Genomic DNA, 12,002 nt, shown 5'->3' on the forward strand with positions numbered 1-12,002 from the left:
ACCCCAGATCAACGCAGTTTGTGCGCCTGATGCGGGATTGAATGTCCCTAGTACCAAAGGATAATCTGGTATTGAATTGATCTTCGGCCTGTGACAATTTCTTTCCAGGTCGAGGGCGTAAGCATAGCATCCCGGCTGGAACGGTTGCTCATCGGCAGCCGGATAAAGGGGTTAGCCATGGACACGTCTCGCCGAGGAGCAATGGTGCTGGGGATTGGCGGGGCTGCAGCCGCGGGCCCCGTTTTCGCCCAGAGCAAGCGACGTGCGCTGATCGTGTCCACCTGGGACTTCGGCGCGGCAGCCAACGCCGCGGCCTATGCACAGTGGAAGAAGTCCGGCAGCCTGCTCGATGCAGTCGAAGCCGGCGCGCGGGTACCCGAGGCGGACCCCGAGAATCATTCGGTCGGCTATGCCGGCTATCCTGACCGCGATGGCCATGTGACGCTGGACGCGATCATCATGGACGATCGCGGCAATGTCGGCGCAGTGGCGGCGCTGGAAGACTTCATGCACCCGATCTCGGTCGCGCGGCGCGTGATGGAGAAGACGCCCCACACCTTCCTGGTTGGCGAAGGCGCACGCCAGTTCGCGACTGCAGAGGGTTTCGAGAAGACCAAGCTGCTGACGCCGGAAGCCGAGAAGGCGTGGCGCGAATGGCTCAAAACGGCCAAGTACCAGCCGATCGCGAACAGCGAGAACATCCGCGGCTCGGCGCTGGATCACGACACGATCGGCATGGTGGCCTGTGCACCCGACGGGAAGCTTGCGGGCGCGTGCACCACGTCGGGCATGGCGTTCAAGCTGCGCGGCCGCGTGGGTGATTCCCCGCAGGCGGGATCCGGCTTGTTCGTGGAAGCCGGCGTTGGCGCTGCGACCGCGACCGGCGTGGGCGAGGAAGTTACGCGCATCGTTGGTTCGGCACGCGTTGTTGGCTCCATGCGCGCGGGCATGTCCCCGCAAGCCGCATGCCGCGAGGCCGTGCTGCACATCGCCAAGCTCCGCGGCGACGCCGTTCGCGACGCGCAGGTTGGTTTCCTGGCCATCAACAGCCGCGGCGAAGTGGGCGCCTTTGCGCTCCAGCCCGGCTTCACCTTTGCCGTGACCGACCTTCAGGGAAGCACGCAAATCCGAGCGGCCGAAAGCCTAAAAGGGCGCGGTACCAAGTAAGTCACCCTAGTGGGGAAGAGTCGCCGCTTCTAGGCACGAAGCTGGCCCTCTGTGCTTCATTCCCACGAGGGATTAGCGCGAAAGCCATGCGACTCCAGCAAACAAGGTAATCATTTCAAAGGCATGAAGTGGTGCCGCTTACAGGACTCGAACCTGTGACCCCCGCATTACGAATGCGATGCTCTACCAACTGAGCTAAAGCGGCCCGCCAGACGCTGGTTGCGTCTGGAAAGAGCGGCGCGCTTACCAGCACGGAACGGCGCTGACAAGCGGGTCTCGCGGAGATTGCTGCATCCGTATCTTTCCGCCGGGCACTTTACGCGTCGTTTACCACGCAGCGTGCACAAACCGGGCTCTTGTTTGACGGGCGCTTGCCCGCAGTGGAGCACGTGCATGGATATGACCCACGGCATGAACGATCCGTTCGACTCGCATTCCGCGGGCGAGCCGGACGAGGCCGTCGCGGACCGTCCGCTGGAGATCGGCACCGACGAACGGCGGATGCATGTGCGCGCCTATAATCACTGGGTGTCGCTGCTGCATGGCCGCGCCTACCCTTCGATCGAAGATCTGCACCCCGGCAACATCGCGGATTTCGGACCGAACAGTGTGCTGCTGGACTTCACGCGCGGCGTGGATGATCCCGAGATTCGCTATCTGGGCGCAGCGCTACGCGAGGAGTGCGGCTTCAGCGTAGGCCTTCGCAAGGTCGCAGAAGTGCCCAGCAGGTCGCTGCTGTCGCGGCTCACCGACCATTATTTGCAGATCATCGCCAATCGCGCGCCGATCGGTTTCGAGGCGGAGTTCGTCGGCCAGCGCGGACACAACACGCTGTATCGCGGCATCCTGATGCCTTTCTCCTCCGACGGGGAGAAGATCGACTTTATCTACGGCGTCATCAACTGGAAGGAACTGGTGGACGCCGCGACGCAGGCTCGGCTGAACGCCGAAGTTGAGGCGTCGCGCCGTGCGGCCCCTGCGCCCGCGGCGCCCGCGCCGGTCTGGGCCGATGGCCCGAGCGGCGGATTTGGCGATAGCGAGGAACCGGCCGACACTGAGACTGGCGCTGAGCTCGAAGCCGACACGCTGTGGGATCAACTCAGCCTTGCCCGCGAGTCGGCAGCTGCCGCACGCACCTCTGACACGCGGAGCCGCGCGGCGTTGTACCGCGCGCTCGGTCACGCCTATGATTTCGCGCTCGCCACCGAACGCGATCGCGACGGCTATCTCGGCCTCCTTAAGGATTACGGTCTCACGCTCCAGGCGCGGGCGCCCATGACGCCGCCAATCAAGCTCGTCTTCGGCCCCGACTACGACAAGACTCGAGTTACCGAATTCGCTGCTGTGCTGAACCACGCCAAGCGCAACGCCGTTCCCCTGCGCGGCCTCAGGCCGTTTCTGGAAAGCGCCGAGGGCGGCATCAAGGCGATCGTCAAGGCGGAGCGCGAGCATCGCCGTCCGGCCGCCAAGCAGGACGTGTTCGCGCAGGCGGCCGCCGAACTGCGCAGCCGCCCTCCCCTCGCCCATGTCGAGATTACCCCGGACGGCGCGGCAGGCGAGTTCGTGGTGCTGCTGGCGCGGGCCGGCGCCCAGGGCCTGGATATCGTCGCCAAGATGGAGGACGATACCGCGCTGACCGAGCGGGCGATCCGGAGGGCCGCCGCCTAACCCGGCGCTGCGCTGGCAACTTTTCCCCGTGCTCAAGCCTTGAGGTCCAAAGTCGAGGGGAGCATAGCACCGCGCATGAAAAACATGATGACGTCGCTGACGCAGGCGTTCGAGGCACGGCTGCTCGATGGAGCGCTGCCGGGAGAGTTGGAAGGACTGGATGAGGGCGAGCGGGCCGAGGCTGCACGCTATGTCGCCGAGACGGCGGCCATTCGCCCCCCTGGCAAGCCGCAGATCCGGCTTGAGACCTATCTCGACGAGGAGCGGCGGCAGATGCGGCTCGCCGTCATCAACGACGACCGGCCCTTCCTGGTCGACTCGATCGCGGCGGCGATCGCCGCGCACGACATCGCCATCTACCGCATCATTCACCCCGTGATTCCCGTGGAGCGGGACGGGGAAGGCAAGCTGATCTCGATCGGCGGCGGGCAGTCCGAATCGATGATCTACATCGAAATGGAACGCGGTGACGCCCGCACCCGACGCGCACTGATCGGCGAGATCGAGCATAGCCTGGAACAGGTCCGCGGCGCCGTCGAAGATTGGCCTGCGCTGCAGGCCGCGATGAAGGTCGATGCGGAGCGGTGCACGTCGACCGAAGCCGCCGCCCTGCTGCACTGGTTTGGCGGGGGCGCGATGACGCTGCTGGCGCACGAGCAGTGGCAAGCGGAAGGCCGCGCGTCCGACCAGCTCGGGCTCGCGCGCTACCCGTTGGAAACGCCGATCCTGGCCGAAGCCTCGCGTCAGGCGGCGCTGGAACACTTCCGCGCGGGCGGCGAAGCGCCGCTGCTGCTGAAGTCGAATGCGATCTCTACCGTGCATCGCCGCGTGCCGCTGGATATCGTCGTCATGCCGAACGGTGCCGGCGCAAACGTCACCGGCCTGTCGATCCATGCAGGGCTTTGGACCAGCGCGGCGCTGTTCGCCGCGCCGGATGAAGTGCCAATCTTGCGCGCACGGTTGCGATCGCTTGAGGGCAAGCTCGGCTTCGACCCTAAGGGGCACACTGGCAAGGCGATGGCACACGCGCTGATGGCGCTACCCCACGACCTGACCACTGCGTTCGACGCGGAGTCGCTGGAGCGGCTGGTGCTCACCACCATGTCGGTCGCCGACCGGCCACGGGCCAAGCTGCTTCTGGTGCGCTCGCTGCTCGGACGCCACCTGTTCGCCTTTGTATGGTTGCCGCGCGACGAGGTTTCGCCAGGGCGCCGCGAAGCCATTGGCGAGATGCTGAGCGAGGCGTCCAATGCTAAGGTGATCAACTGGTCGATCGCGCTGGAGGACGGCGTCGTCGCCCTTCTCCGCTACACGCTGGACCTGCGCGGCGGCGGCAGCATGCCCGACGCCGAGGTACTTGATGGCACGCTCAAGCGGATGGTTCGCGGCTGGGTGCCTGCTGTCGAAGCGGCGCTGGCCGAACAGGCCGGCAGTGCCTCGACGCGGCTGGCGCTGCGTTTCGCTCAGGCCTTCCCCATGGTGTATCGCGCGACGAGCACCCCCGAGGAAGCGGCGCGTGACGTGCTGCGCCTTGCAACGCTGGACGCCCCGGGTGCTCGATCGGTGCGCATCACGCCGCACCCGACGAACGACAGCGCCTATCGCATCAAGCTCTACGCCCAAGGCGGCGCGCTGGCCCTTTCGGACGCCGTGCCGGCCTTCGAGAATTTCGGTTTCCGCGTCATCGAGGAAGTGCCGACCGAACTTGGCAACGGCATGTTCCTGCACGACTTCCAGGTGGCGCTCACCGCCGGCTCGCCAGTGCTCGCCAGGGAGCCCGAGCTGGTGGAGGATGCGATCGCCGCAGTGCTGGAAGGCACTGCCGAGAATGACACGTTCAACCGGCTGATCGTCGAAACGGGCATGCAGCCGAGCGCCGTGGTGCTGTTCCGCGCCTGGTTCCGCTATCTCCGTCAGGCAGGTCTCCCCTATGGCATGGCGACTGTAGTGGACGCGATCCGCCGCGCGCCTGCTGTCGCCGCCGCGCTGATCGAGCGCTTTCAGGCTGCCCATGATCCGGCCCGAACGCGGGACGATGCCGCCCTCGATGCTGCAACTCAGGCAATCAATGCCGGGCTGGACCAGGTGTCGGCGATCGACGACGACCGCATCCTGCGCACGCTGAAGGGCGTGGTGCTAGCCACGCTGCGCACCAATGCGTTCGCGCCGGCTGCGCAGGAAGCACTGGCGTTCAAGCTCGATTCCAAGTTGGTGCCTGGCCTGCCGCAGCCCCTGCCTTGGCGCGAGATCTGGGTCTACAGCCCGCGCGTGGAGGGCATCCACTTGCGCGCCGGTCCGGTGGCGCGCGGTGGGCTGCGCTGGTCCGATCGCCGCGACGACTTCCGCACCGAAATCCTGGGCCTGATGAAGGCGCAGCGCGTGAAGAACGCAGTCATCGTGCCGACGGGTGCAAAGGGCGGCTTCTATCCCAAGCTGCTCCCCTCCCCGGCTGCCGACCGTGACGCATGGCTCGCCGAAGGAACCGAGAGCTATCGCATCTTTATCCGCGCGCTGCTGTCGATCACTGACAACATCGTCGCTGGCGCAGTGGTCCACCCCGACAGCGTGGCCGTGCTCGACGGTGACGACCCTTATTTCGTCGTGGCGGCGGACAAGGGCACCGCCACGTTCTCCGACGTGGCCAATGCCATCGCCACCGACCGCGACTTCTGGCTTGGGGACGCGTTCGCCTCGGGCGGAAGCCATGGCTACGATCACAAGGCGATGGGCATCACCGCCAAGGGCGCCTGGGTGTCCGTGCGCCGCCACTTCCTTGAACTCGGCGTGGACGTGCAGTCCGAGCCGGTGCGCGTTGCCGGCTGTGGCGACATGTCGGGCGACGTGTTCGGCAATGGGATGCTGCTGTCCAAGGCGATCAAGCTGGTTGCGGCGTTCGACCACCGCCACATCTTCCTCGATCCCGATCCCGATCCGGCGAGGAGCTGGGAAGAGCGCGCACGCATGTTCGCGCTGCCGCGCTCAAGCTGGGCAGACTATGATCCCACTCTGATCTCGCAGGGCGGCGGTGTGTTCGCCCGCACCGCGAAGACCATCCCGCTCAGCGCCGAAGTGCAGGCACTGCTCGGGCTCACTCAGGATGAGATCGATCCCACCAGCCTGATTAACGCGATCCTGAAGGCACAGGTTGATCTTCTCTGGTTCGGCGGCATCGGCACCTATGTAAAGGCTGCCAGCGAAAGCCATTCGGAGGTGGGCGATCCGGCGAACGACCGACTGCGCGTCAATGCCGAGCAGCTGCGTGCACGCGTGCTCGGCGAAGGCGCCAATCTCGGCGTCACGCAGGCGGCGCGAATCGCCTTTGCCGCCGCAGGCGGGCGGATCAACACTGACTTCATTGATAACTCGGCAGGGGTCGATTGCTCGGACAATGAGGTCAACATCAAGATCGCGCTCAACCGGGAGGTGATCGAGGGCCGGCTCGAGTTCGAGGATCGCAACACCTTCCTCGCCGAGATGACGGACAATGTCGCGGAGCTGGTGCTGGAGGACAATCGCCTTCAGACGCTGGCGCTCTCCTTCATGGAAAATGACGGCGCGGTATCGCTGCCGAGCTACATCCGCGTGGTGGAGATCCTCGAAGCATCCGGCCGCCTCGACCGCGCAGTCGAGGGTTTGGGCTCCAACGAGGAACTCCTGCGCCGCGCACAGGACGGACGTGGCCTGACCCGGCCCGAGCTGGCGGTGCTGCTGGCGTCCACCAAGCTGGCGCTGCAGGATGCGATTGAAGGCCGTCGGCTGTCGGACGATCCCGAGCTGGAAGGCGATCTGCTAGCCGCCTTCCCGGAGGCGATGCAGACGCGGTTTACCTCGGCGATCAAGGAACACCGGCTTCGCAACGAGATCGTCGCGACCAAGCTGGCCAACCGGCTGGTGAACCGGCTCGGCGTTCTCCACCCCTTCGAGCTGGCGGAGGAAGAAGGCGCGGCGATCGGCGATATCGCCGTTGCCTTTGTGGTTGCCGAGCGGCTGTTCTGCCTTGGCGATACCTGGGAAGCGATCGAAACGGCCCAGATCGACGAGCGCGCTCGCTTAGCACTGTTCGATGAGATGGCGCTGGCGGTGCGCGGCCAGATGGCGGATGTGCTGCGGGCAGCGCCCTCGGGCGCAAGTCCGCGCCGCATCATCGAGCGGTTGAAGCCCGGCATCGAGGCGCTAGATCGCCAGGCCAAGGCGCTGCTGCTCGACGAAGTAAAGGCGCAAAGCGTGCGCATCGCCGCCAAGCTCCAGGCGACCGGGGCACCAGCCGAGTTGATCGATCGGGTTGTGCGGCTGTTCGAAATGGACGGGGCGGTTGGTCTGGCCGAACTGAGCATCCGGCGCGGCATCGACGAGACCGAGCTGACGCGCGCCTTCACGCATCTGGGCCAAGTGCTTGGCCTCGACTGGGCGCAGGCGACGGCGGCGCGGATCACGACCGGCGATCCGTGGGAGCGGCTGCTGATCGCGGGGCTTGCGCGCGATTTCCAGCAGCTGCGGCTCGATTTTCTCAGTCGCTTGCCCGACGGTGATCCGCGGGGCGGCGTCGACGCCTGGCTGTCGATGCACGGGCCGCGGGTGGCGCAATTTGCGGCGCTGGTGCAGCGGGCGCGGCAGACGGCGGCGCCGAATGCGGCGATGCTGGCGCAAATTGCGGGACAGGCGCGGGTTTTGTTGGGTCGGTAAGTTGGTGAAAGTTGTGCGGGGGAGGGGTTTCTTCCCCGCATGGTGATTGCAATTGCGAGTCGTTCGCGTTATCGCAGGGTGTCCGAAACGATCGAGCATTGCCGCCTTTCATGCACGCCCCCGCCGCCCCGGCCTCCAAGAAGCGCAATCGAAAAAGCTTCTGGCTCAAGCAGTTGCACACCTGGCACTGGATGAGCTCGGCGATTAGCCTGGTCGGGCTGCTGCTGTTCGCGCTGACCGGCTTCACGCTGAATCACGCCGCGGATATCGAAGGATCGCCGCAGTCGGTGGAGCGCAAGGCGCAGCTGCCTGAGCAGTTGTTGACGCAAGTGCACGCAGACAATGCGGCGGACACCAAGAAGCCGCTGCCCGCGGGCATCGCCGACTATGTTGAAAATGCCACGGGCATGCGCGCGCAGGGCATCGCCGAATGGTCGTCGGACGAGATCTACCTCGCCCTGCCCCGCCCCGGCGGCGACGCCTGGGTGTCGATCGACCGGGTGACCGGCGAGATCACCAGCGAGCGCAGTTCGCGCGGCGCGATCGCCTACCTCAACGACCTTCACAAGGGCCGCAATGCCGGCACCGCTTGGAAGTGGTTCATCGACATCTTCGTGTTCGCCTGCATCGTCTTCACGCTAACGGGACTTGTCCTGCTCCAGATGCATTCGCGGCACCGCAAGAGCACCTGGCCGCTGGTCGGCATGGGGCTCGTCATCCCGGCGCTCATCGCCATCTTCCTGATCCACTAAGCGAGGCTTATCCATGCAGATCCGCTTCACCCGCCGCCTCACGGCCGCCGCGATCGGCGCGGGAGCGCTGTTCCCGGCGGGCGCCGGCGCGCAGACGCTGAACCTGTCGATCGACATCCCGCGCCTGAGCGTCGCGGAATATCATAAGCCCTATGTCGCGATCTGGCTGGAAAAGCAGGGCACGACCCCCCGCACCCTGTCGGTCTGGTACGACACCGACATGCGCGGCGGCGAAGGCACCAAGTGGCTGCGCGACATTCGCCAATGGTGGCGCACCAGCGGACGCGGCATGACCTTCCCGGCAGACGGCGTGAGCGGCGCAACTCGCGCTCCCGGCACGCAGCGACTGCAACTGGTCGGCGGACGCGGCGCGATGCCGCGGCTGACGCCTGGCGAATACACGCTGGTGGTCGAGGCTGCCCGCGAAGTCGGCGGGCGCGAGATGGTCCGCATCCCCTTTAGCTGGAACGGCACCGCTGCCAGCGGAGCGCGCAAGGGCTCGACCGAGCTGGGCGCCGTTTCCTTCACTCTCAAGCGTTAACCGGAAGGACCACCCAATGAACCTTCGCAAACCCCTGCTCGCCTTTGCCGCAGCGGCGGCAGTCGCCGCGCCGGCTGCGCTTGCCCACCGCATGTGGTTCCTGCCTTCTTCCACGACGATCTCGGGCACCGACAATTGGGTTACCGTGGACGCCGCGGTGTCGAACGACCTGTTCTATTTCGACCACCAGCCCTTCCGCGCCGTGCCGAGCGTGCTCCAGCCCGACGGTACGGAAGGCAAGGTCGAGAACCACAGCGTCGGCCGCTACCGTGCGACCTTCGACGTGCACCTGACGCAACAGGGCACGTATCGGATCGGCACGATCAACCAGAGCGTGTTCGGCAGCTACAAGCTGAATGGCGAGACCAAGATGCTGCCGCGCGGGACGAGCCCGGACAAGCTGGCCAGCGTGATCCCGGCCGGCGCCACCGACGTGCAAACCAGCGAGGGTTATGCCCGCAACGAGATCTTCGTGACGCAGGGCGCGCCCACCAACACCGTCTTCAAGCCGACCGGCAAGGGGCTGGAGCTGGTGCCGGTGACGCACCCCAATGATCTGGTGGCCGGCGAAGCCGCGACCTTCCAGTTCCTGGTCGATGGGAAGCCGGGCGCGAACCTGTACGTCACTGCGATCCCCGGTGGCATCCGCTATCGCGACGCGTTGAAGCAGATGGACCTCAAGACTGACGCGCAGGGCAAGGTGAGCATCACCTGGCCCGAGCCCGGCATGTACTGGTTGAACGTCACGCCCGACGCGCCGCGCGCGGAAGGTCCCGGTGCTGGCCAGGGCGCTCCCCGCGCCATGCCGCGCGGGCGGCGGATCAGCTACACCACCACGCTGGAAGTGCTGGCCCCCTGATCGAGCCGCGCATCGCCATTCCCCTGGGCCTGTCGCCGGCGGCGTTCCACCGGCGGCAGGCGGACGCGCGGGTGGTGGGGTTTGCCGGCGGGACGATGGGAACGGCGTGGTCGGTGCGGGTGGTGGTGCCCGATGGCGGCGCGCTGCCAGAACCGAAGCGCACGCAGTTTCCCGGCGAAGGCCGGGGAACTGCTTCGACAGAGGATCGAGGGCGCAGGGATGGTGCCCCGCGCGCGATGCAGCTGGGCCCCGGCCTTCGCCGGGGAACTGATGGTTTCGACGATGCGGATAGCACGGGTGCTGACGATCGGGCGTTGCAGGCCGAAATCGAGGCTGTGCTTGCGCGCGTCGTTGCCGAGATGAGCCATTGGGAACCGGACTCCGCGCTCAGCCGGTTCAACCGTTCCGAACCCGGCCGCTGGCAGCCGCTTCCAGCAGGCTTTGCGCAGGTACTCGCCGCCGGGCTGTCGATCGCCGGGGCGAGCGGCGGGGCGTTCGATCCTGCAATGGGGCTGTTGGCCGATCTGTGGGGTTTCGGGCCTTCCGGCGCGCGCGCTGCTATCCCGAGCGATGCCGAAATTGCCGCAGTGCTGGAAAGCCCCGGGCACCGCCACATCGAGCAGGACGGCCGCCGGGCGCGGCGGCTTGCGCCGGTGGCGCTCGACTTTTCGGGTATCGCCAAGGGACATGCGGTCGATGCGGTGGCCGAGCGGCTGCGAAGCCTGGGATGCGCCGACTTCCTGGTGGAGATTGGCGGCGAGTTGCGCGGCGAAGGGATCAAGCCCGATGGCCAGCCCTGGTGGGTGGAATTGGAGCCCGCCCCAGGCGTCGCCAACGCGCCGATCCGGGTGGCGCTGCACGGGCTGTCGGTGGCGACCTCGGGCGATTACCGGCGCAGCTTCCGCCATGCCGGGCGCGATTATGCCCATACGATCGATCCTCGCACCGGACGGCCACTGACCAACGGCGTGGCCTCGGTCACCGTGCTGCACCCCAGCTGCATGCTGGCCGATGCCTGGGCGACGGCGCTCACGGTGCTGGGGCCGTCGGGAATGGCGCTTGCTGAACGCCAGGGATTGGCGGCGCACATGGCGGTGCGGGGCGCAGGCGAGCAGCTGTCGCCCCGATTGGCGGCGATGCTGGCATAGGGGCGGCTTGCCTCGGCAGCGCCCGGGGTGGCAGGAGCGCTGGCAAAGCCCCGTCCCCCTTGCGCGATGCAGCGACGGCGCGGTTCTGGAGAAAATGATGACAAGTTCGCCCAAGCCATGGGACGCGGAGCAGGTGCGCAAATGGCTGGAACGCCGGTTCGCGGCATCGAAGCTGGATCAGGCCGCAGCGGACCGCCGCGGCTATGAAGCGCGCGACGAATATGACCAGGCGGCTGCCGAGGAATGGGTTTGCGGCGCGCTGAAGTCAGCGGAGTGCACGAACGACCAGGCTGCACTGGCCAAGCGCGTGAAGGAACTGATCGCGCAGGACGACTATCCGGTCACCGGCATCCATGACGATGCGCGCTTCGAACGGCACGTCCGCGCCTATCTGAGGAAGCTCGCCAAGATGACCAAGGCGAATGAAGGGTTCGACAAGACGCTGCGCTATCAGTGATCCAACGGGCCTGAAGCGCTGCGTCAGGAACCTGGCGCCTCCGCCCGGCGCGTGCGGGCGACCGCCTTTGCATGGCTGATCTGTTCGACCGGGCCGAAGGTCTTGGTCGAGCAATCGGTGCTGATGTCGAGATCGGCTTCGGCTTGCGCCTCTTCAAGCGTCGGGACGTGTCCGTCGAGGCGATAGCTGATGGTCCATTCCACCGATGCGATCCCGATCGGCGCGTCATAGGCATAGACCGACAGCACGCCCGGGCGCTTGCCGGGTGCGGAGACGAAAAAGTAGTTGGTCCCTTCCGACACCATCGACGCGCAATAAAGCGCCTGCACCTCCATGCCGGCCTTCCTGAAGGCGATCACGGGATTGAAGCCGAGCGGCTGGCCGGTCTGTCCCAACCAGCTGAAGGTCAGAGTGGACGGGGTGTCGGATCGGGGCGCGGTCACGTTGGCGCCCGCCAGCGTGCCGACCTTCCAGGATTGCGCATCCTCGGGCTTTGGCGTGGGGAGCCAGCGGATGGGGGACGGTTGCGCGCGCAGCGTGCCCAGCGGGCGTGTGCCGCTAAACCCTGCGGGCGGGGTCAGCGCAAGCAGCGTCTGGGCGAGCGCGTCCATCGGCTTGCGCTTAGCCGCCGGGGCGCGCTCTTGCGCCGGCGCGGCGCTTGTCAGTGCGGCCGCGCAGAGCATCGCCGTGACCGTGAACCGCATTGTGCCTCCTGATCCCGTTATTC

The 12,002-nt window shown here is 66.5% G+C and carries 10 protein-coding genes and 1 tRNA gene; 8 read left to right on the forward strand and 3 right to left on the reverse strand.

Annotated elements, in window-relative coordinates; all coding sequences use genetic code 11:
• Window positions 1–177: 177 nt before the first annotated feature.
• A complete protein-coding gene (locus tag LQ953_RS02085; protein WP_231028788.1) occupies window positions 178–1,167 on the forward strand; it encodes a N(4)-(beta-N-acetylglucosaminyl)-L-asparaginase in 990 nt (329 codons plus the stop codon).
• A gap of 129 nt (window positions 1,168–1,296) precedes the next feature.
• Here the strand turns inward: LQ953_RS02085 and LQ953_RS02090 are convergent.
• Window positions 1,297–1,372: transfer RNA gene (locus tag LQ953_RS02090), tRNA-Thr, on the reverse strand.
• 188 nt (window positions 1,373–1,560) lie between these two features.
• On the opposite strand from LQ953_RS02090, the gene LQ953_RS02095 reads away from it, so the two are divergent.
• From LQ953_RS02095 to LQ953_RS02115, 5 genes are all read left to right on the forward strand, one after another.
• A complete protein-coding gene (locus tag LQ953_RS02095) occupies window positions 1,561–2,835 on the forward strand; it encodes a PAS domain-containing protein (protein WP_443026528.1) in 1,275 nt (424 codons plus the stop codon).
• Between the two features lie 75 nt (window positions 2,836–2,910).
• Window positions 2,911–7,518, forward strand: a complete 4,608-nt coding sequence (locus LQ953_RS02100) for an NAD-glutamate dehydrogenase (RefSeq protein ID WP_231028790.1) — start codon at window positions 2,911–2,913, stop codon at window positions 7,516–7,518.
• 110 nt (window positions 7,519–7,628) lie between these two features.
• A complete protein-coding gene (locus tag LQ953_RS02105; protein WP_231028792.1) occupies window positions 7,629–8,270 on the forward strand; it encodes a PepSY-associated TM helix domain-containing protein in 642 nt (213 codons plus the stop codon).
• A gap of 13 nt (window positions 8,271–8,283) precedes the next feature.
• Entirely contained in the window at window positions 8,284–8,811 is a 528-nt protein-coding gene (locus LQ953_RS02110; protein ID WP_231028794.1) for a DUF2271 domain-containing protein, read from the forward strand.
• Between the two features lie 16 nt (window positions 8,812–8,827).
• Window positions 8,828–9,670: a DUF4198 domain-containing protein gene (locus tag LQ953_RS02115; protein WP_231028795.1), complete on the forward strand. Its 843-nt coding sequence runs from the start codon at window positions 8,828–8,830 to the stop codon at window positions 9,668–9,670.
• Here LQ953_RS02115 and LQ953_RS02120 read toward each other — a convergent pair.
• Window positions 9,637–10,038, reverse strand: a complete 402-nt coding sequence (locus tag LQ953_RS02120) for a hypothetical protein (RefSeq protein WP_231029243.1) — start codon at window positions 10,036–10,038, stop codon at window positions 9,637–9,639. The two genes, LQ953_RS02115 and LQ953_RS02120, sit on opposite strands and share 34 nt — an antisense overlap.
• Here LQ953_RS02120 and LQ953_RS02125 point away from each other — a divergent pair.
• Together LQ953_RS02125 and LQ953_RS02130 are read left to right on the forward strand one after the other, a co-directional pair.
• Window positions 10,030–10,818 carry an FAD:protein FMN transferase gene (locus tag LQ953_RS02125; protein ID WP_330999367.1) on the forward strand — a complete coding sequence of 263 codons (789 nt, stop codon included), beginning with the start codon at window positions 10,030–10,032 and terminating at the stop codon, window positions 10,816–10,818. The two genes, LQ953_RS02120 and LQ953_RS02125, sit on opposite strands and share 9 nt — an antisense overlap.
• A 97-nt stretch (window positions 10,819–10,915) precedes the next feature.
• Entirely contained in the window at window positions 10,916–11,275 is a 360-nt protein-coding gene (locus LQ953_RS02130) for a hypothetical protein (RefSeq protein ID WP_231028796.1), read from the forward strand.
• Between the two features lie 23 nt (window positions 11,276–11,298).
• On the opposite strand, the gene LQ953_RS02135 is transcribed toward LQ953_RS02130, so the two are convergent.
• On the reverse strand, window positions 11,299–11,979 hold the full coding sequence (locus LQ953_RS02135; RefSeq protein ID WP_231028797.1) for a hypothetical protein: 681 nt from the start codon (window positions 11,977–11,979) through the stop codon (window positions 11,299–11,301).
• Between the last annotated feature and the right edge of the window lie 23 nt (window positions 11,980–12,002).

Origin of the sequence: Sphingomonas sp. IC-56 (assembly GCF_021043375.1) — a bacterium.
Taxonomy (GTDB): Bacteria; Pseudomonadota; Alphaproteobacteria; order Sphingomonadales; family Sphingomonadaceae; genus Sphingomonas.